Origin of the sequence: Luteimonas changyuni (assembly GCF_039548395.1) — a bacterium.
Classification (GTDB): domain Bacteria; phylum Pseudomonadota; class Gammaproteobacteria; order Xanthomonadales; family Xanthomonadaceae; genus Luteimonas.
In genome coordinates this window covers 1-19,644 of the sequence record NZ_JBCLUZ010000043.1, presented here as the reverse complement: position 1 = coordinate 19,644, position 19,644 = coordinate 1, and the positions used below count along the sequence as shown (strand labels likewise).

The window sequence follows — 19,644 nt, the reverse complement described above, 5'->3', positions numbered from 1 at the left end:
CGGGCCCGGACCTTTTGCGCGGTGGTGGACGAGGGCAACGTCGACGCAGATGTCGCAACCGGTTGGATCGTCACCGGATCAAGCGGCACAGCCACGCCAAGGCGACCCCTACGATCGCGAGCGCGCCCGCTCTTGATCTCCGTCCCGAAGCAGGAAAACGCCACGGCCCGTCCCGTGCACAGGGGGTGTGCGGAGAGCCGGCCATGGATGGCCGGCGCCCGGCCGCTGGGAGCAGGACGCGGAGACGGCCGGCGCAGCACACCCCCTGTGTGCGGGACGGGCAGCGCGGGCTACAACGGAGAAATGCACGGGACGGGCAGCGCGGACCAGAACGGCGCAGCTCCCGCGCAACAACCTGCTCCAACTGTCACGTCAGTACCCCGGAGCCGCGAGAAGAACCAGCCACTCCGCCGGGTCGGCCGTACGTCTTTCCCTCACGTGGGAGAAGAACCTTTTTTTGCGCTTCACTTGGCCGATTTGCCGCGCGGGTGCGCCACCCCGGCGCCCAGCAACAGCGCGAACCCCATCAGCGGCAGCCACAGGATCCCGGTGGCCATGTACATGATCCGCGACGTGCCGGCCTGGTGCATCGCGCCGTTCGCGGACATGCAGACCAGCGACCACGACATCCGGGTTTCGCCCGCAACCTTGTAGACATGCTCCTGCACGAAGGCGTCCGGGAATCCCTCGGGACAGACCCACGGTGCGGCATGGGCCATCCCGCCGGGCCAGACGCCCCACAGGATGAACGTTGCAAGCAGCGCGACCAGGGCGCACAGCGCGGCGGAGAGCAGCAGGTAGGGCAGCCACCAGAAGCGGCCGAACTTCGCCAGCCAGTCGGGCATCAGAGCAGCCTCCCGTCGGCGTCGTAGCGCTGCAGGGTCGTGCCGTGCCGCGGATCGGTGAAGACCACCTCCAGCTCCGGGCCCGTCGGCTGCGCGTCGTCGCCGCGCGCGCGCTTCGGGGGCTCGATCGACATGCGGGCCAGTCGGGCGTCTGGAGCGGACCCGACCCGCTGGCGGGCATCGGCCACCAGCTCGGGCAGGCGCTCCAGCGCGCGGAAGTCGGCGAGCCGGAAACCGTCCAGCTCGCCGGGGGCCGCGCGCACCGGCGTGGACTCGGCGAGCGGGCTGCCGCCGCTGTAGCGGTAGCTGTCCCAGTTGCCCGGTGTGCGCGGATCGGCCGCCACCAGGCCCAGGCCTCGCGGTTCGAGCGTGAGCGAGGCGATGACCAGGCTGCCGGGCTCCGCGGATACCCGCGCCGCCACGGCCGCCTCCGCCTCGCGGATCAGGAAAGGCTCCGCACCACTGCCCCGCCGGTGCGATTCGGCCAGGATCTCGTCATTCGAGTGGGCGCCGATGCCGCAGCCGGCGAGCGCCAGCGTCGCGCCGAGGCTCACGGCGAGCGCCGTGGCCGTGGCCGTGGTCCGTCTCATCGTGGGCAAGCGTCCACCTCTCCCGGGTTTGCGTCGTTTCGACATCATCGCCAGCCAATGTGACGGTGCTTCGAACCCGGGAGGGCAAAGTCGCAGAACTGCAAACCGGGTGCGCGAAGATGCAGGGCCATTCGAAGGAGCCACGGGCATGACGGAGCTGGACGACGACATCCACGAGCAGATCCAGGCGCTCAGCGCCGAAGGCGATGAATTCGCGGAAGAAGGCGAGTTCGAACCCGCACTCGAGCGCTACTGGGCCGCCTGGGACCTGCTGCCCGAGCCGCAGATCGAATGGGACGCCGCCACCTGGCTGCTGGCCGCGATCGGCGATGCCGACTACCAGTCCGGGAACTTCGAGGCCGGCCGCGACAACCTGTCCAACGCCATGCACTGCCCGGACGCCATCGGCAATCCCTTCCTGCACCTGCGCCTGGGGCAGTGCCAGCTGGAGCTGGGCGACCAGGAGCGCGCCGCCGACGAACTGGCGCGGGCCTACCTGGTCGACCCCGAGGTCTTCGACGACGAGGACCCGAAGTACCTGGCCTTCCTGCGGACGCGCCTCCAGGGCATCTAGGCGGCGGCTGCTGGGCTTCGATACCCGGGTATCGTTCGGCGCCCGCGGCATCGGCACCACGCACAGATCGCAGTGCGCATGGGGATCACGGAGAAGGCGGTCGAAAAGCTGATCGCCCGCGGGATCCGTTGGATGGGCGACTGGCTGCCGTCGCCGCACTATCCGCGCGGGCTTGCCCGGTCAGTCGGACGCATCAGGCCAAGCCCCCAGGCCTGAGCTCGATCCCCAGCGCCGGCGCAATCACGCGCATCGCTTCGTCATCGCGACTCAGCGCAATCCAGCCCGCCGTGGTCTCGGTGCCGGTCTCCCACACCCACAGCGTGTAGCCATAGGCGCGCAGCGCGTCGTAGGCCACGTGCAGCAGGTCGGGGATGCTGGCGCTGGCCAGGAACTCGGCATCGGTCGGGTCTTCCACGCCCCAGTCCAGCTGGAGGTTCCAGCGCGCGACCAGTTCATTGATGCTTTCCACGAACGCGGCGGCATCGTCGTCGTGGACCTGGAAGCCGGACTTCCAGTCGATGATGTCCTTCAGCACCCAGGCGGGTTCGAATTCGTCCTCGCCGGCGTCGGCGGTGGCGTCCTGCCAGGCGCCGAACTGCTGCAGGGCGGTTTCTTCGTCGTCCGGGTTGATCAGCAGCAGCAGCTGCCAGACCAGCACCTCGGTGCCGGCGTCCTCGTCGACCTCCATGTCCGGTGCGAAGCCGTTGGCGTAGTTGTCGTCGGGGTCGAATTCAGTGTCGGGAGCGTGCATGGGCGTGGGGAAGCGGGTGGGGCGCACAGGATAAGCGCAGGTGGATGATCGGGGCGGCACGGCAATAGGGGCGGGGCGGGGCGGGGCGACGGGGCGCTGTCGCTGCGGGCGCTGAGCCTTCAAACTATGCCGATGACCACGACCCCACCGGGCGCTCCTGACGCCCGCCCGCAGCTGCCCGCTGGATCCATCGAAGCGCGGCTGAAGCTGGCCACCGACACCCTTGAAACCGTCGCCGCGGACCATGCGCTGCTCGACGCGCTGGACGATGCCACCCGCGAGCGCCTGCACCGCGCGGTCGCAGCACTTGGCGCGCCGGTGGATGCCGTCGCGCGCCGGCAGCGTCGCAAGCAGGCCAAGCGCAGCCGCGTGCAGGCCAAGAACGAGCGCGACGACGCGATCCTCGACGCCACCGGCATCCGCACCTTGCGCCGCCAGCCGGTGTTCACTACGCCGAACTATTTCCCGCCCGAGGGCTTCGAGCCGCGCGACCTCGACGCCGACGTGCCGCCGCACCACGAGACCCTCGAGCCGCAGCACTGCTACGTCTGCAAGCAGAAGTACTCGCGCATCCACCATTTCTACGACCAGCTGTGCCCGGAGTGCGCGGAGTTCAACTTCGCCAAGCGCACCGAACTCACCGACCTGAGCGGCCGGGTGGCGCTGCTGACCGGCGGCCGGGTCAAGATCGGCTACCAGGCCGGGCTGAAGCTGCTGCGCTGCGGCGCGCGGCTGATCGTGACCACGCGCTTCCCGCGCGATTCCGCGGCGCGCTACGCCGAAGAGCCCGACTTCGCCGACTGGCACGACCGCCTGGAGATCTTCGGCCTCGACCTGCGCCACACGCCCAGCGTGGAGGCCTTCTGCAGCGAACTGCTGGCGACCCACGACCGCCTCGATTTCATCATCAACAACGCCTGCCAGACGGTGCGCCGCCCGCCGGGTTTCTACACCCACATGATGGCCGCCGAGACCGCGGCGCTGCACGAGGCACCCGGGCATCTGCGCAAGCTGCTTGGCCGCTACGAAGGCCTGCGCGCCGACGCGCTGCTGCCCGAGGGGGCTGCCACGGCGCTGGCCGGCCGCGACCTGCGCCACGAGGCCGCCGCCGGCCTGACCCGCGCCGCGGAGCTGTCGCAGGTGCCGCTGCTGGCCGAGGAACTGCTGGGCCAGTCGCACCTGTTCCCCGAGGGCCGCCTGGACCAGGACCTGCAGCAGGTCGACCTGCGGGGGCGCAACTCCTGGCGCCTGCAGATGGACGAAGTGCCGTCGGTGGAGCTGCTGGAAGTGCAGCTGGTCAACGCCATCGCGCCGTTCCTGATCAACGCGCGCCTGAAGCCGCTGATGCTGCGCACGCCGGATGGTTCGCCGCCCACGCGCGACCGCCACATCGTCAACGTCTCGGCGGTGGAAGGGCAGTTCTACCGCAACTTCAAGACCACCCGGCACCCGCACACCAACATGGCCAAGGCCGCGCTCAACATGATGACGCGCACCTCGGCGGCCGATTACCACGGCGACGGCATCCACATGAACTCGGTCGACACCGGCTGGGTGACCGACGAGGATCCGGTGGAGATCGCGGCGCGCAAGACCATCGAGGAGCGCTTCCACCCGCCGCTGGACATCGTCGATGGCGCCGCCCGCATCGTCGACCCGATCATCGCCGGCCTCAACACCGGCGAGCACGTCTGGGGCCAGTTCCTGAAGGACTATCGCCCGACCGACTGGTAGCGGCGCGACCCTCGCAGGCTGCGGGTCGCACACCGCACACTGCACGCCGCACGCCGCAAATTGCGAAGCCGGCTTTCGTGGGAGCGGCTATAGCCGCTCCCACAAAAAAAGAGAGGGGCGCTCAAGCGGGCTCTTGCCGGGTGCTAACGTTCGCGACGGACCCAGCGGAGCCACGCGATGAAGCCATTCCAGACGCACGAGGTCGCCAACCAGCCGCCGCCGTTCGGCACGCGCGATCTCTGGAGCGACGACATCGCGCTGCGCGAAGCCCTGCAGCGCGAAGGCGGCCAGGCGTTCACCAAGGAGGTTGCGACCTACGGCGCGCTCGCCGGCGGCGAGCTGCTGGCGCTGTCGCACGACGCCCATCGCGACCGCCCGCGCCTGCGCACGCACGACGCCAACGGGCACCGCATCGACCGCGTCGAGTTCCACCCCTCGTACCACCGCGTGATGGAGACCGCGATCGCGCACGGCGTCGCCGGCCTGTCCTGGGCGCGGCCGGAACCCGGGGCACACGTCGCGCGCGCGGCGCTGGCCTACCTGCACTACCAGGCCGAACCCGGCAGCAGCTGTCCGCTGACCATGACCCACGCGGCGATGCCGGTGTTGCGCCAGGCACCCGCGCTGCGCGAGTGGGCGGACAAGGTCGCCGCCTGCCGCTACGACGCCCGCGACGTGGAGATCGGCGACAAGCCCGGCGTCACGCTTGGCATGGGCATGACAGAGAAGCAGGGCGGCAGCGACGTGCGCGCCAACGCAAGCATCGCCACGCCCAGCGGCGCAGGCGGCGATGCCTACACCCTGGTCGGCCACAAATGGTTCATGTCGGCGCCGATGTCCGACGGCTTCCTGGTGCTGGCGCAGGCGCCCGGCGGCCTGACCTGCCTGCTGATGCCGCGCCGTCTGCCCGATGGCGACCGCAACGCTTTCACCCTGATGCGCCTGAAGGACAAGCTCGGCGATTGGTCGAATGCCTCCAGCGAAGTCGAGTTCCAGGGCGCGCTGGCCTGGCGGGTCGGCGACGAGGGCCGCGGCGTGGCGAACATCTTGCAGATGGTGATGCTGACGCGGCTGGACTGCATGCTGGGCTCGGCCGGCTGCATGCGCATGGCGCTGGCGCAGGCACTGCACCACTGCCGCCATCGCAGCGCGTTCGGCAAGCGGCTCGCCGACCAGCCGCTGATGCGCAACGTGCTGGCCGACATCGCGATCGAGACCGAAGCCGCGCTGGCACTGTCGATGCGCGTGGCGCGCGCGGTCGACGCCGCCGGACGCGATCCCGCCGAAGCGGCGTTCGCGCGCATCGCCACCGCCATCGGCAAGTACTGGATCTGCCGCCGCGCGCCCGCGGTGGTCAACGAGGCGCAGGAGTGCCTGGGAGGGGCGGGTTACGTCGAGGAATCGCTGCTGCCGCGGCTGTACCGGCAGGCGCCGCTGAACTCGATCTGGGAAGGCAGCGGCAACATCCAGTGCCTGGACGTGCTGCGCGCGCTGAAGCGTGAGCCAGCGGCCGCGAACGCGCTGCGGACCGAGATCGTAGCCGCGCGCGGGATGCATCCCGCGCTCGACGCCGTGGTCGCGAATCTGGAAGACATGCTCTCGGCCGCGGATGAAGCGGGATCAAGGATGCTGGTCGAACGCCTGGCGCTGGCGCTGCAGGCCTCCGTGCTGCTGCGCGCCGGTAGCCCGGTGGCTGAAGCCTTCTGCCGCAGCCGCTTGGATGGCGAGCATGGTCTGGCGCTGGGAACGCTGCCGGTCGGCGTTGACCATGGCGAGGTCATTGCGCGGGCGTTGCCTGGTTGAAAAGATTTTTGGCCACGAATTTGCGCGAATCAGCACCGATCAGCGCGGATTTACGCCGATAGAGCGGAAAATTCGACGCCAGAGGTGAAGCGGCCGGGAAGATTCGGCTGTTGCAGGAGCAGCTATGGCAGCGATGTCCTTGTACGGATCGCGGCTGTAGCCGCTCCCACAGGGTGCCGGGTGTTGTGGGAGCAGCTATAGCTGCGATGTCTTGGCATGGATCGCGGCTGTAGCCGCTCCCACAGGGTAGGGTTGGGCCTCCCCTTGCAGCATCCGTCGCTACGGCGCGGAAGCAGGCGCGGCGTCGAGGAACTGCAGCCGCGCGAGTTCGGCATACAGCCCGCCCTGCGCCAGCAGTTCGGAGTGCGTGCCTTCGGCGACGATGCGGCCGTGGTCCATCACCACGATGCGGTCGGCGCGAAGCACGGTTGCCAGGCGGTGGGCGACCACGATCGTGGTGCGACCTTCCATCAGGCGTTCAAGGGCGTGTTGCACCGCGCGCTCGCTCTGCGCGTCGAGCGCCGAGGTGGCTTCGTCCAGCAGCAGCACCGGCGCGTCGCGCAGCAGGGCGCGGGCGATGGCCACGCGCTGCTGCTGGCCGCCGGACAGGCGCGCACCGCGCTCGCCCAGCTCGGAGGCATAGCCTCCCGGCAGGGCGACGATGAACTCGTGCGCCTCGGCGGCACGCGCGGCCGCCTCGACCTCGGCGTCGGTCGCGTCCAGGCGGCCATAGCGGATGTTGTCGGCGGCGCTGGCGGCGAAGATCGTCGGCCGCTGCGGCACCAGGGCCATGGCCTCGCGCAGGGCGCCGGGGTCGAGCTCACGCAGGTCGATGCCGTCCAGCGAGACGCAGCCCGACTGCGGATCGCGGAAACGCTGCAGCAGCGAGAACACGGTGCTCTTGCCCGCGCCCGAGGGGCCGACCAGGGCCACGGTTTCTCCGGGTGCGACGTCAAGCGTGAAGCCCTCCAGCGCGGGCGCGTCGGGGCGGGTGGGGTAGTGGAAGACGACGTCGTGCATCGCCACCGCACCGCGCACCGGCTGCGGCAGGGTTTTCGGCGCGGCGGGTGCGACCACGGTCGCCTGTTCGTCCAGCAGCTCGCCGATCCGGCCCATGCCGCCGGCCGCCTTCTGCAGTTCGTTCCAGACTTCTGCCAGCGCGCCCACCGAGCCCGCGCCAAACATCGCATACAGCACGAACTGCCCCAGCGTGCCCGCGCTCATGCGGCCGTCGGCGACGTCGTGCGCGCCCAGCCACAGCACCAGGGTGATGGCGCCGAAAATCACCGAGATCGCGACCGCGGTCACCAGCGCCTGCACGCCGATACGCTTGCGCGCCACCGCAACCGCGGTCGCCACGGCCGTGCCGAAGCGGCCGCGCTCATGGTTTTCACGGGCGTGCGACTGCACGGTGTCGACTGCGCCCAGGGTCTCGGTGGCGAGGGCGTTGGCGTCGGCCACGCGGTCCTGGCTCTGCCGCGAGATCTTCTGCAGCCGGCGCCCGCCGAGCACCAGCGGCAGCACCGCCAGCGGAATCCCGACCAGGGTCCAGGCCGCCAGCCGGGGGCTGGTCACCATCAGCATCGCCACGCTGCCCAGCACCATCACCACGCTGCGCAGGGCGACCGACATGCTGGTCGCGACCACGCCGCGCAGCAGCTCGGTATCGGCGGTCAGGCGCGAGACGAGTTCGCCGGTGCGGCTGCGCTCGTAGAAGGACTGGTCGAGGCCCATCAGATGGCTGAACAGCTGCGTGCGCAGGTCGGCGACCACGCGCTCGCCCAGCAGCGAAACGAAGAAGAAGCGCGCCGCGGTGGCGATGGCCAGCGCCAGCGTCACCATGAACAGCAGCACGAACGCGGCATCGATGCCGGCGCCGCTGGCGAAGCCGTCGTCGATCATGCGCCGCACCGCCAGCGGCAGGCTCAGGGTCGCGGTGCTGGATGCCAGCAGGGCGAGCAGCCAGGCCGCCAGCAGGGCCTTGTGTCGGGCGAGGAACGGCCAGAGCGGCCGCAGGGTCGACAGCGGGACCCTGGTCTTGCCGGAGGAATCGTCTTCGCGCGCGCCTGGCGCAGGGGGTGGTGCGGGAGTGTTCGCGAACTGGGCCATCCGGCCATTGTCGCCGATGCCCTGGCCCTATGGGTCGCTTACGCGTGCGCGATCGCGCGTGGCGTCGCGCAGGTGGTCGGCCAGGTCCGCCAGGCGGATGGCCGGCAGGCGCAGGCGGAAATGGACGCCGTCGACGGCGAAGTCCTCGCCCAGCTTCTCCGCATCGAAGGCCGGCAGCGCGGCGTGCACCGAGGCGAGGTCGGCGAAGGGGCAGGTGACCTCGATCTCGGCCATCTCCACCACCTCGCGTCGTTCGGCGGTGCGCAGGCACTCGGCGGCGGTGCCTCCGTAGGCGCGCACCAGGCCGCCTGCGCCGAGCTTGATGCCGCCGTACCAGCGCGTGACCACGACCGCCACGCCGTCCAGGTCCTGGCCGTCGATCGCGGCCAGGATCGGCCGGCCGGCGGTGCCGGCGGGTTCGCCGTCGTCGCTGGAGCGGTAGGCGCCGCCAAGACGCCAGGCCCAGCAGTTGTGGGTCGCGTCGGGCACCGAGATGCGGGCGATGAAGGCCGCGGCGGCGTCGACATCCTCCACCGGCATCGCGTTGGCCAGGAAGCGGCTGTGCTTGACCACGAGTTCGTGCGCGGCGGCCGCGGCCAGCGTGGTGCTCATTCTTCCAGCAGGGTGCGCAGCCCGTCCGGCAGCGGGGCGTCCGGGTGGCGGCGGCGGAATTCGGCGAAGCTCTCGCGTGCCTCGTCATAGCGCTCGGCGGCGACCAGTTCGCGGATCCTGGCCAGCCAGGCTTCGCGTACGGCCGGCGAGTCCACCGAGGCGGGTGGCGTGTCGTCCAGCGGCTGGTCGAACCAGTCTTCAGCGTGATCGTGGTGTCCAGCCGCGTCCGCGGACTGCGTGGCGGCGGCCTCCGGCCGGGCTGCGGAACCGGCCGGGGGTGGCAGCGCGAGCACCGACGCGGGTCGTTGCGGCGCAGGCGCAGGCGGCGGTGGCGCCGGCTGCGGAGCGGCTGCCGGCGCGTCCATGGGCGAGGGTGCGTCGAAGACCACGGGGGCTGCTTCGCGGCGCTCGGGCCGTGCCTTGCGCGCTTCGGATGATGCGGCCTCGGCGCGGGAAGATGCCGCTGCGCGGCGCGCCTGTCCTGCGGCAGCGGCATCGCGGGCGCCGACCGCGGCCGATGTCGTTTCGATTCCGGGGGGAACGGCAGGGCGTGGAGCGGCCGCGGGTTCGAGTGGAGGCGCAGCCGGTTCCGGGGCCGGCTGCGCCTGGCTGGCCGCATCCTGTGCGGCCGTGCGCGCTCGTGCAGCCTCCGCCGGTGGTGGGGCGGCTTCCGGCAGCGAGCGGACCGACGCCGCGGGTGCTTCGGTCTCAATCGTCATCACGGGCGGCTCCAGCGATGACCTCATCTGCCATGCCACGCCGACCGCGATCACCAGGGTCGCGGCCAGCGCGCCACCGCGCAGCCAGGCAGGACTGCGCCGGCGGCGGTGATGCCCCGCGCCGGACGTCGACGCCGTTGCCGTTGCTGGCGCGGCCGCTACCGTCGTTTCGGATCGCCCCGTTTCTGCGGCGGCACCCGCTGCCTGCGCAGCCGGGCGCTCGCCCGCAGCCTCGCGCGCGGCCGCCAGGATGGTCGCGTCCAGGTCCGGCGCCGGACCTCGCGTCGGCGCGGTCTGCGCCAGCGCATCGGCCAGCTCGCGCTCGGTCGGCTGCAGCGGGTCGCGGCGGGACGGACGCGTCATCGTCCTTCCTCCTGCGCCGTGGCAGCGGCCGGCGGGGCCAGGGCCGCGCGCAGCTTGTCCATGGCGTAGCGCAGGCGCGACTTCACCGTTTCACGGCCCACGCCGGTGATTTCACCGATGTCCTCAAGGCTGAGTTCCTGTTCCAGGCGCAGAAGCACCACCTCGCGCTGCTCGTCGGGCAGGGTATCGAGCGCCTTCTGCAGCTCCCGGCGGCGCTCGAAGCCCGCCATCTGCAGCTCCGGGCTGTCGGGGTCTTCGACCCGCAGCGTGCGCTCCTCGGCGTCGGCGGGCGCCGATGGCCGGTGCTGCCGGGCGCGCCAGTGATCGGCCACCAGGTTGCGCGCGATCCGGTACAGCCAGGACACGAACGCGGTCTCCGGTCGCCAGTCGGGGCCGGCCGCCACCACCCGCTGCCAGGTGTCCTGGAAGACCTCGTCGGCCAGGCCGGGGTCGCGCAGCTGGCGTCGCAGGAAGCGGTACAGACGCTCGCGGTGGCGCGCATACAGGGCTTCGAACGCGCCGATGTCGCCCTGGGTCCAGGCAAGCATCAGCACATCGTCGCCGGCCGCGTCGCTGTCATCGACGTGGCCATGTCCCCGTGAGGCGTCCATCGGCATGAGGTTAAGCCCTGGGCGACAGCGCGGGAAGTCCGTGCGCGGGGCGGGTCCAGCGGGCATGATGGCAGCCGTGCCCGCGGGGGGTGGGCTCGCGGTCTTGCCGTCGCCCGGCATGTTCGCCGTTTTCCCCATGGTGCTTGACTGGAGAAGAGGGCGTCGCAGGTGCAGGTCATGCTGGACATAGCGCTCACATCGCCGCCGCGCGAGGTCGACCTGGCCGCGCTTGCGGGCATGCTTGCGCAATCGCTTCCCACCGGCTCCGGCGTGGTGGTGTGCTGGGACGACGAGCGCCTGGGGCAGGGTTCCTCCGAGGTCGAGGGCGTGCCCGGCCAGCTCAGGACCCATGCCGCCGCCCTCATGGCCGGCAAGCCCGCCATGGGCGGGTCCCGGGGCGCGATGATCGATGAATGCTGGAACGAAGGCGAGGCGCGCGTCGCCATTGCCGCACGCCTGCCGGAGCCGCTGACGCCGTCCTCGCGCGATGCCTGGCGCGCGCTGGCGCGGCGGCTGGTCTCGGCCACCATCGCCTCGGCCCAGGCCGAGGCCCGGATCGAGTCCCTGCGCAAGTCGGAACGGCTGCAGCAGAGCCTGTACGAGATCGCCGACCTCGCCGGATCGGGCCTCGAGATGGCCGAGGTGCTCAAGCGCATCCACGGCATCGTCGGCGGGCTGATGTCGGCCGCGAATTTCTACATCGTCCTGTATGACGATGTGCGCGACACCATGCGTTTCCTGTATTTCGCCGACCGGCTGGATCCCTGGCGTGCGGATGCCAGCATCGAGACGCCGATCGCGACCATGCCCAACAGCCTGACCGTGGCCCTGCTGCGCCACGGACATCCGCTGCGTGGGGCCACGGAGCTGATCCGCAGGCAGCTGGCCGTCGATCTCGACCTGGCCCACGGCCCGGATGCCGCGGACTGGCTGGGCGTGCCGATGCGCCGCGAGGGCCGGGTCAGCGGGGCGATCGTGGTCCAGAGCTACGACCAGCCGGACTGCTACACGGACGAAGACCGCGCGCTGCTGGAGTTCGTGGCCCAGCACATCCTGACCGCGCTGGACCGCAAGCACGCCCAGGCCGAGCTGGAGCGCCGGGTGCATGCGCGCACGCGTGAACTGCAGCAGGCCAACCAGGTGCTGCAGGCGGAAATCATCGAACGCCAGCGCGCCGAGCGCCTGCAGCGCGCGCTGTTCCGGATCAGCGAACTGTCGTTCACCGCCGAAAGCATGGAAGGCTTCTATGGCGACCTGCACGCGGTGGTCGGCGAGCTGCTCTACGCGCGCAACTTCTACATCGCGATGGTGTCCGGCGATGGTGGCCAGATCGAGTTCCCGTACTCGGTGGACGAGCGCGACATCGTGCGCCGGCCGCGGAGGATGATCCACGGGCTGAGCGAGTACGTGATCAACAGCGGGCGCGCGCTGCTCGCCGACCGCGAGGTGATCACGCGGCTGGAGTCCTCCGGCGAGCTGCGCCACCACGGCACCCTGGCGCACTGCTGGCTGGGCGTGCCGCTGCTGCGTGACGGCATCGCGGTCGGCGTGATCGCGGTGCAGAGCTACTCGCGGGATATCGACTTCACGGTGCAGGACCAGAAGCTCTTGACCTTCGTCGCCCATCACATCGGCGGCGCGCTGGCGCGCAAGCGTTCGCAGGACCACCTCAAGGCGGCCCACGCCGAACTCGAGCACCGGGTCGATGCGCGCACGCGCGAGCTGGAGGACACCAACCGCGAGCTGCGCGCGCAGGTGTCCGAGCGCATGCGCGCCGAAGAGCGCCTGATCCACCAGGCACGCCACGACCACCTCACCGGGCTGCCCAACCGCATCCACCTGCTCGACCGGCTCGACGCCGCCATCGCTGAAACCCGCAGGCAGGCGCGCGGGCCGTTCGCGGTGCTGTTCCTCGACCTCGACCGCTTCAAGCTGGTCAACGACAGCGTCGGGCATGCGGCCGGTGACGAGATGCTGGTCGAAGTGGGGCGCCGGATCGCGCGCGTGCTGCGCGAGGGCGACGTGGTCGCGCGCCTTGGCGGCGACGAATTCGCGGTCATGCTTGGCCACGCCGGTGATGACGTGGCGGCGCAGGCGGTGGCTGCGCGCATCCTGGCCGAGCTGGGCCGGCCGATGTGGGTCGCCGGGCGCGAGCTGTTCCCCTCGGCCTCGGTGGGCATCGCCATGTGGCAGCCGCGCTACCACCACGGCGAGGACCTGCTGCGCGACGCCGACGCCGCGATGTACCGCGCCAAGGCCCGCGGGCGCGACCGCAGCGAACTGTTCGACGAAGAGATGCGCGCCGAGGCCACGCGCCTGCTCGACCTCGAGGCCGACCTCAGGCGCGCGATCCTTGCCGATGCCTTCGAGCCCTGGTTCCAGCCGATCATCGACCTCGCCACCGGCAGGGTGGTTGGCCACGAGGCACTGCTGCGCTGGAACCACGAGGTGCACGGCGCGCTGTCGCCCGGTGACTTCATCGGCGTGGGCGAAGACAGCGGGCTGATCGAACAGGTCGACTGGCTGGTGTACCGGCGCGCGTTCGCGTGGATGGCGCGGCACCGCGAGGGCTATGTGTCGATCAACGTGTCGCCGCGGCACTTCCACTCCGACAACTTCGCCGAGCGCCTGCTGCAGATGCTCGAGGACAGCGGCGCGGAGCCGTCGCGGCTGCGCATCGAAATCACCGAAGTAGCGCTGCTGGACGACGCCCCGCGCGCGCTGCGCATGCTCGAGACCCTGCGTGCGCGCGGCATCCTGGCGCTGCTGGACGACTTCGGCACCGGCTTCTCGGCGCTGTCCTACCTGCACCGGTTCCCGATCCACGCGCTGAAGATCGACCAGAGCTTCGTCGCCGGCCTGGACGACGCGCGGCACCCGGAAAGCCTGGCGCTGGTGCGCGCGATCCTGGCCCTGGCCAGCACGCTCGGCATCGACACCATCGGTGAAGGCGTGGAGACCGAGGGCCAGGCGGCGGTCCTGCGCCAGCTGGGCTGCACCATGGGCCAGGGCTTCCTGTTCGGGCACCCGAAGCCCGCGGCCGCCGCCGAGCGCCGCGGCGCGGCCTGAGCGGCGGCGGGGCGCGGGCATCGATCAGCGGCCGGTGTGACCGCGGCTGTCGCGGCCTTCGTCGCGGCCGCCGTCATCGCGGCCATGTTCGCGATCACTGTCGCTGCGGGTGACCGCGCGCCCGGCCTCGACCAGTTCGGCGAATTCCGCGCGCAGGCCCCAGCGGTCGTCGCCGCGGCTGCCGCGTGCGCTGGCCGAGATCGCGTCCCAGTCCCAGGCGCCTAGGTTGTGGCCGCCGCGCAGGGCATCGGCGAAGGCGGCGACGGTGGCGGCGAAGCGCAGTGAGGGGCCGGCCTGGGCGCGGATGTCCCCGCGGCGCAGGGGCACTTCGATCAGGCGGCTGGTGTCGCTGTCGGGCTGCTTGTAGCGCAGGCGCAGGTGGGCCAGCTCGCCCGTGCGGGCCTTGGCCTGCGAATCGCTTGCGCCGTAGCGCAGCGGCGGCAGGCGTTCGGCGCCGGAGCCGGCAAGCGCGATCTCGTACAGGGCGGTCACCTCGTGCCCGGCGCCGATGTCGCCGGCGTCGACGCGGTCGTTGGCGAAGTCCTCTTCGCGCAGCATGCGGTTGGCGTAGCCGACCAGCCGGTATTCGGCGACCACGGCCGGGTTGAACTCTATCTGCACCTTGACGTCGCGGGCGATGGTCAAGAGCGTCGACGACATCTCTTCCACCAGCACCTTGCGCGCTTCCAGCAGGGTGTCGATGTAGGCGTGGTTGCCGTCGCCGGCATCGGCCAGGCGCTCGGCCATGGCGTCGTTGTAGTTGCCGGTGCCGAAGCCGAGCGTGGTCAGGGCGATGCCGGACCTGCGCTGGTCGGCGACCAGGGCTTCGAGCGTGCCGCGCTCGACGGTGCCGACGTTGAAGTCGCCGTCGGTGGCCAGGATCACGCGGTTGGCGCCGCCTTCGACGTAGCCCTGGCGCGCCATCGCATACGCCAGCGTGATGCCGGCGCCGCCGTTGGTGCTGCCGCCGGCCTGCAGGCGCTCGAGCGCGGCCAGGATCTCGCCCTTGCGGTCGCCCGGGGTCGGCGGCAGCACCAGTCCCGCGGAGCCGGCATAGGCCACGATCGAGACCTTGTCCTGCGCGCGCAGCTGGTCGCTGAGCGCGGCAAAGGCCTGGCGCAGCAGCGGCAGCTTGTCGGGCGAATGCATCGAGCCCGAGGTGTCGACCAGGAACACCAGGTTGGCCGGCGGCAGCTTGGCCTTCGAGACGTCGTAGCCCTTGATGCCGACCATCAGCAGGTGGCGCGCCGGATCCCAGGGCGCGGGCGCGATTTCGGTGGTGACGCGGAAGGGGACCTCGCGCGTGGCGGGTGCCGGATGGCGATGGCTGAAGTAGTTGATGAATTCCTCCGCGCGCACCGAATCCGGCGGCGGGCGCACGCCCATGCGCAGCATGCGGCGCACGTTGCTGTAGCTGCCGGTATCGACGTCGACGGAGAAGGTCGACACCGGATGCTCGGAAGCGCGGCGCACGGGGTTGTCTTCGACCTCGGCGTATTCCTCGGTGTTGGCGGGGTCGGCCGGCCAGGGACGCGGCGGGGGAATGATCTGATGGCCTGGGCGGAACGGCGAGGCGGCGTGGAGCTTGCGCGCCTGCGCGCCGGCGGCGCGATCCGCTTGTACGGCCATGGCGGTGGCCTCAAGGGCCATCGTGGTGGATGGCGCGGGCGGTGCGGGCGGTGGTGCGTGCGGCGTGGACGGATGCGGCGCGTGGGCGTCGGTGGTCTTGTCCGCGCCGGAGTGCGGTGTCTGGCAGGCGGCGAGCAGCAGGCTCGCCGCAAGTGCGGCAGTGAAAGCGAGGCGGTTCATGGCGGGCTCCGTCGTTGGGCAGGAGCGACAACGCCCGACGGTGCAGATCGGGGTTCTCGCGGCTCCAAGCCTTGCCCCGAACCTCACCCAAAACCTGACCCCAAACCTGACCCCAAACCTGTAGGAGCAGCTATAGCTGCGACCGCTCTTCCACGGCGCTTGCCGCCAAACAGCAATCGCGGCTATAGCCGCTCCCACAAGGGCTTGGACGGTCTCGCTATAGCCGTTTTTTCCACTACGGCCGGTGCGGTCGCAGCTGTAGCTGCTCCTACAAGAGCGCGACGGCAGCTGTAGCTGCTCCTACAAGGGTGCGACGGTCGCGGCTGTAGCTGCTCCTACAAGGGCGCGATGGTCGCAGCTGTAGCTGCTCCTACAGCGGCGCGGGGTGGTCGCGGATGACGAGGAGGCGGGGTTCGGTCATGTCTTCGATGGCGCTCTTCACGCCTTCGCGACCGAGGCCGGAGTCGCGCACGCCGCCGTAGGGCATGTTGTCGACGCGGAAGCTGGGGATGTCGCCGACCACCACGCCGCCGACGTCCAGCCGGTCCCAGGCGCGCATCGCGTGCGAGAGGCTGGCGGTGAACACGCCGGCCTGCAGGCCGAAGTCGCTGTCGTTGGCGCGCGCCAGGGCGTCGTCGAAATCGTCGAAGGATTCCATGCACGCCACCGGCCCGAATGCCTCCTTGCGGTACAGGTCGGAATCGCGCGGCACGCCCTCCAGCAGCGCAGCGGGATGCATATTGCCCTTGCGCTCGCCGCCGGCCAGCAGCTTTGCGCCCGCCTTGCGCGCATCGCGGATCCACTGTTCGACGCGCTGGGCCGCTGCTTCGTCGATCATCGGGCCGATGAAGGTGCGCTCGTCGCGCGGGTCGCCCATGGTCAGCTTCCCGACCGCGGCCTTGAGCTTGCGGCGCAGGGCGGGATAGATGTCGGCGTGGACGATGATGCGCTGCACGCTGATGCAGCTCTGCCCGGACTGGTAGTAGGCGCCGGACACCAGGCGCTCGACGACGTGGTCGAGGTCGACGCCGGGATCGGCGTCGATGATGCATGCCGCATTGCCGCCGAGTTCCAGGGTGACTTTCTTCTTGCCCGCACGCCCCTTGAGTTCCCAGCCGATCAGGCCGCCGGTGAAGCTCAGCAGCGCCAGGCGCTCGTCTTCGACCAGCTGCGCGGCGTCATCGTTGCTGCAGGGCAGGACCGAGAACGCGCCCTTCGGCAGGTCGGTTTCGGCCAGGATCTCGGCGATGATCAGCGCGCCGACCGGCGTCTTGGCGGCGGGCTTGAGCACGAAGGGACAACCCGCCGCGATCGCCGGCGCGACCTTGTGCGCCACAAGGTTCAGCGGGAAGTTGAACGGCGTGATGAAGCCACAGGCGCCGATCGGCACGCGCTTGACCATGCCGCGATAGCCGCGGGTGCGCTCGGACAGCTGCAGCTCGATCACGTCGCCGCCGATGCGCGTGGCCTCGCCGGCGGCGATACGGAAGGTGTCGATCAGCCGTTCGACTTCGCCGCGGGCATCGCTGATCGGCTTGCCGGCCTCGATGCACAGCGCCAGCGCCAGTTCGTCGGCGCGCTCGCCGAAGCGGCGTACGCAGTGCTCGAGTACGTCGCGGCGGGCGTCGGGCGTGAACGCGGCCATCGCCGGCTTGGCCTTGTGCGCGGCCACGATCGCCTTGCGCACGGCGCCGGCGTCGGCAAACGCGACCCGCGTGGCCGGCTTGCCGCTGTATTTGTCCAGCACTTCCAGGTCGGTATTGGCCGCGACCGCGCGGTTGGCCAGGTAGTACGGATAGCTGGCGGCAAGTCGGCCACGCCTGCCGGACGCGCCGGACTTGCCGGGCGTGGCAGTCTCGCCGGCTTTGCCAGCCTTGTCGGACTTGTTGGTCTTGCCGGCCTTGCCGGTCTTGCCGGCCTTGCCGGTCTTTCCCGAAGTGCCGGTTGTACCGGCCGGGCTTCCTGCGTTCGTCTTCTTCTGCCTGGGCATGGTTGCTGTCCTCCTCGAATCCTTGTGCCGGTCGCTCACTCCACCGCTGCGCTGAGCCGCGGGATCTCCTCGTTCAACAGCCAGTCGTCGTCGCTGTAATCGATCGGCACGTCGATCAGGTCGATGCCGGGACTGGCCAGCGCCTTCTGCAGCAGCGGCAGGAATTCATCGGCCGATGCGGGGCGGTGGCCACGCGCGCCGTAGCTCTCCGCGTACTTCACGAAATCCGGATTGCCGAGGTCCATGCCGAAGTTGGGATAGTCCTCGTGCGCCTGTTTCCACTTGATCATGCCGAAGGCGTCGTCGCGCAGCAGCAGCACCACCAGGTCCAGTCCCAGACGCACCGCGGTCTCCAGCTCCTGCGAGTTCATCATGAAGCCGCCGTCGCCGCAGACCGCCACCACCTTGCGCCCGGGATGCACGATGCTGGCTGCGATCGCCGACGGCAGGCCGGCGCCCATGGTGGCCAGCGCGTTGTCGAGCAGCAGCGTGTTCGGCCGCCGACAGCGGTGGTTGCGCGCGAACCAGAGCTTGTACAGGCCGTTGTCGAGGCAGGTGATGTCGTCGGGGCCCAGCGCCTGCGCCAGGTCGGCGACGATGCGCTGGCTGATCATGGGGAAGCGCGCGTCGTCGCGGCGCTGCTCCAGCTGTGCGCACAGCGCCGTGCGCACGCGATCGAAAAAGGCGAAGTCCCAGTGGGCCTGCGGCTCGACGGCCTCGGACAGGCGCCAGACCGCATCGGCGATGTCGCCGACCACCTCCACCTGCGGGAAGTACACGGCATCGACCGCGGCGCCGTCGTAGTTGACGTGTATCACCGTGCGCCGGCCCTCGCGCATGAAGAACGGCGGCTTCTCGATGACGTCGTGGCCGATGTTGACGATGCAGTCGGCGGCGTCGATCGCGCGGTGCACGTAGTCGTGGTCGGACAGCGCCGCGGTGCCGATCCACAGCGGGTCGGTCTCGTCGAGCACGCCCTTGCCCATCTGGGTGCTGAAAAAGGGAATGCCGAGCTTGTCGACGAAGGTGCGCAGCGCGCGCGCGGTGGTCTTGCGGTTGGCGCCGGCGCCGATCATCAGCAGCGGGTGGCGGGCGGCGCGGATCGCCTCGGCTGCGTGGGCGATCGCCTTGTGTTCGGCCACCGGCCGGCGCGAGTACGACTTCGGGATCGGCACCGCATCGGTCGGGTCGCCGGCAACGTCCTGCGGCAATTCGAGGTGGGTGGCGCCGGGGCGCTCCTCCTCGGCGCGGCGGAAGGCCTCGCGCACGCGCGCCGGAATGCTGTCGGCGGAGATCAGCTGCCGCGTGTACTTGGTCAGCGGGCGCAGGGTATCGACCATGTCGATGATCTGGAAATGCCCTTGGCGGCTGCTGCGGATCGGCTTCTGCCCGGTGATCATCAGCATCGGCATCGCCCCCAGCTGGGCGTAGGCCGCGGCGGTGACCAGGTTGGTGGCCCCGGGCCCGAGCGTGCTCAGGCAGACGCCGGCGCGGCCGGTGAGGCGGCCACAGGTGGCTGCCATGAAGCCGGCGGCCTGCTCGTGGCGGGTCAGGATCAGGCGGATGCCCGAAGTGCGCAGCGACTCGAGCAGGTCGAGGTTTTCCTCGCCCGGGATGCCGAACACGTATTCCACGCCTTCGGCCTGGAGCGCGGCGACGAACAGATCGGACGCCTTGGCCATGGGGGTGCTGCCTCCTTCGACTGCCATCGGTGCGGGCAGTATGGAAGCCGTGACGTTAGCAACAGGCGAGCATGCAGCCCGCCCGCCATCTGCAGGAGCAGCGACAGCTGCGACCATCACCTGCAGCCACCGTTACCGACTGTAGGAGCAGCTATAGCTGCGATCGCGCTAATGGATACCGCCACGCAGCGATCGCGGATATAGCCGCTCCCAAAAAGAGGGTTCTTCTCCCGATTGCGTGGAGCTTGCGGGTGATTGCTCCGGGAGGGTGCGCGCTGCCCGCCGTGGAGGCAGGGGGGATGCCCAGCCGGAATATGCGCATCCTGCTCCCAGTTCCGGCCGCCGGCCATCCATGGCCGGCTCTGGGCATCCCCCCTGCCTCC

14 protein-coding genes are annotated in these 19,644 nt (G+C 70.4%); 4 read left to right on the top strand and 10 right to left on the bottom strand.

Features of this window, described 5'->3' with window-relative positions:
* Positions 1–464: 464 nt before the first annotated feature.
* On the bottom strand, positions 465–845 hold the full coding sequence (locus tag WCD84_RS13465; protein WP_343256092.1) for a hypothetical protein: 381 nt from the start codon (positions 843–845) through the stop codon (positions 465–467).
* Entirely contained in the window at positions 845–1,435 is a 591-nt protein-coding gene (locus WCD84_RS13460; RefSeq protein WP_343256093.1) for a hypothetical protein, read from the bottom strand. The genes WCD84_RS13465 and WCD84_RS13460 overlap by 1 nt, the downstream gene beginning before the upstream one ends.
* 148 nt (positions 1,436–1,583) lie before the next feature.
* Between WCD84_RS13460 and WCD84_RS13455 the strand changes: the two genes are divergently transcribed.
* Positions 1,584–2,009 carry a tetratricopeptide repeat protein gene (locus WCD84_RS13455; protein WP_343256094.1) on the top strand — a complete coding sequence of 142 codons (426 nt, stop codon included), beginning with the start codon at positions 1,584–1,586 and terminating at the stop codon, positions 2,007–2,009.
* A 193-nt stretch (positions 2,010–2,202) separates the two neighbouring features.
* Here the strand turns inward: WCD84_RS13455 and WCD84_RS13450 are convergent, their stop codons facing one another.
* Entirely contained in the window at positions 2,203–2,760 is a 558-nt protein-coding gene (locus WCD84_RS13450) for a DUF6630 family protein (protein WP_343281698.1), read from the bottom strand.
* Between the two features lie 132 nt (positions 2,761–2,892).
* Between WCD84_RS13450 and WCD84_RS13445 the strand changes: the two genes are divergently transcribed.
* Positions 2,893–4,494 (top strand): SDR family oxidoreductase, encoded by a 1,602-nt coding sequence (locus WCD84_RS13445; protein ID WP_343281697.1) that lies wholly within the window; start codon positions 2,893–2,895, stop codon positions 4,492–4,494.
* Positions 4,495–4,671: 177 nt separating this feature from the next.
* The gene (locus WCD84_RS13440) at positions 4,672–6,297 is read left to right on the top strand and encodes an acyl-CoA dehydrogenase family protein (protein ID WP_343281696.1); all 1,626 of its coding nucleotides are present in this window, start codon (positions 4,672–4,674) and stop codon (positions 6,295–6,297) included.
* Between the two features lie 279 nt (positions 6,298–6,576).
* Here WCD84_RS13440 and WCD84_RS13435 read toward each other — a convergent pair whose 3' ends face one another.
* From WCD84_RS13435 to WCD84_RS13420, 4 genes are read right to left on the bottom strand one after another with little or no spacing between them, the layout of a single operon-like run.
* Positions 6,577–8,406 (bottom strand): ABC transporter transmembrane domain-containing protein, encoded by a 1,830-nt coding sequence (locus WCD84_RS13435; protein ID WP_343256097.1) that lies wholly within the window; start codon positions 8,404–8,406, stop codon positions 6,577–6,579.
* A 27-nt stretch (positions 8,407–8,433) separates the two neighbouring features.
* Entirely contained in the window at positions 8,434–9,018 is a 585-nt protein-coding gene (locus WCD84_RS13430; protein ID WP_343281695.1) for an IMPACT family protein, read from the bottom strand.
* Positions 9,015–10,100, bottom strand: a complete 1,086-nt coding sequence (locus WCD84_RS13425) for a hypothetical protein (protein ID WP_343281694.1) — start codon at positions 10,098–10,100, stop codon at positions 9,015–9,017. Before WCD84_RS13425 ends, WCD84_RS13430 begins: the two co-directional genes overlap by 4 nt.
* Positions 10,097–10,711: an RNA polymerase sigma factor gene (locus tag WCD84_RS13420; protein ID WP_343281693.1), complete on the bottom strand. Its 615-nt coding sequence runs from the start codon at positions 10,709–10,711 to the stop codon at positions 10,097–10,099. The genes WCD84_RS13425 and WCD84_RS13420 overlap by 4 nt, the downstream gene beginning before the upstream one ends.
* 177 nt (positions 10,712–10,888) lie before the next feature.
* Here WCD84_RS13420 and WCD84_RS13415 point away from each other — a divergent pair, with 177 nt between their 5' ends.
* Entirely contained in the window at positions 10,889–13,780 is a 2,892-nt protein-coding gene (locus WCD84_RS13415) for a bifunctional diguanylate cyclase/phosphodiesterase (RefSeq protein ID WP_343281692.1), read from the top strand.
* 24 nt (positions 13,781–13,804) lie between these two features.
* Here the strand turns inward: WCD84_RS13415 and WCD84_RS13410 are convergent, their stop codons facing one another.
* The 3 genes from WCD84_RS13410 to WCD84_RS13400 all read right to left on the bottom strand — a co-directional run bounded on the left by WCD84_RS13410 (position 13,805) and on the right by WCD84_RS13400 (position 19,261).
* Positions 13,805–15,589 carry a vWA domain-containing protein gene (locus WCD84_RS13410; RefSeq protein WP_343281691.1) on the bottom strand — a complete coding sequence of 595 codons (1,785 nt, stop codon included), beginning with the start codon at positions 15,587–15,589 and terminating at the stop codon, positions 13,805–13,807.
* A 370-nt stretch (positions 15,590–15,959) separates the two neighbouring features.
* Positions 15,960–17,579, bottom strand: a complete 1,620-nt coding sequence (locus WCD84_RS13405) for an aldehyde dehydrogenase family protein (RefSeq protein WP_343281690.1) — start codon at positions 17,577–17,579, stop codon at positions 15,960–15,962.
* Between the two features lie 35 nt (positions 17,580–17,614).
* Positions 17,615–19,261, bottom strand: a complete 1,647-nt coding sequence (locus WCD84_RS13400; protein ID WP_343281689.1) for an acetolactate synthase large subunit — start codon at positions 19,259–19,261, stop codon at positions 17,615–17,617.
* Positions 19,262–19,644: the final 383 nt, after the last annotated feature.

Bases quoted from the DNA above. Each gene is read 5' to 3' on its own strand.
- WCD84_RS13410 (WP_343281691.1), bottom strand. From the start codon at position 15,589: ATGAACCGCCTCGCTTTCACTGCCGCACTTGCGGCGAGCCTGCTGCTC.
- WCD84_RS13405 (WP_343281690.1), bottom strand. From the start codon at position 17,579: ATGCCCAGGCAGAAGAAGACGAACGCAGGAAGCCCGGCCGGTACAACC.
- WCD84_RS13415 (WP_343281692.1), top strand. From the start codon at position 10,889: ATGCTGGACATAGCGCTCACATCGCCGCCGCGCGAGGTCGACCTGGCC.
- WCD84_RS13465 (WP_343256092.1), bottom strand. From the start codon at position 845: ATGCCCGACTGGCTGGCGAAGTTCGGCCGCTTCTGGTGGCTGCCCTAC.
- WCD84_RS13435 (WP_343256097.1), bottom strand. From the start codon at position 8,406: ATGGCCCAGTTCGCGAACACTCCCGCACCACCCCCTGCGCCAGGCGCG.
- WCD84_RS13420 (WP_343281693.1), bottom strand. From the start codon at position 10,711: ATGGACGCCTCACGGGGACATGGCCACGTCGATGACAGCGACGCGGCC.
- WCD84_RS13450 (WP_343281698.1), bottom strand. From the start codon at position 2,760: ATGCACGCTCCCGACACTGAATTCGACCCCGACGACAACTACGCCAAC.
- WCD84_RS13445 (WP_343281697.1), top strand. From the start codon at position 2,893: ATGACCACGACCCCACCGGGCGCTCCTGACGCCCGCCCGCAGCTGCCC.
- WCD84_RS13430 (WP_343281695.1), bottom strand. From the start codon at position 9,018: ATGAGCACCACGCTGGCCGCGGCCGCCGCGCACGAACTCGTGGTCAAG.
- WCD84_RS13440 (WP_343281696.1), top strand. From the start codon at position 4,672: ATGAAGCCATTCCAGACGCACGAGGTCGCCAACCAGCCGCCGCCGTTC.
- WCD84_RS13455 (WP_343256094.1), top strand. From the start codon at position 1,584: ATGACGGAGCTGGACGACGACATCCACGAGCAGATCCAGGCGCTCAGC.
- WCD84_RS13425 (WP_343281694.1), bottom strand. From the start codon at position 10,100: ATGACGCGTCCGTCCCGCCGCGACCCGCTGCAGCCGACCGAGCGCGAG.
- WCD84_RS13400 (WP_343281689.1), bottom strand. From the start codon at position 19,261: ATGGCCAAGGCGTCCGATCTGTTCGTCGCCGCGCTCCAGGCCGAAGGC.
- WCD84_RS13460 (WP_343256093.1), bottom strand. From the start codon at position 1,435: ATGAGACGGACCACGGCCACGGCCACGGCGCTCGCCGTGAGCCTCGGC.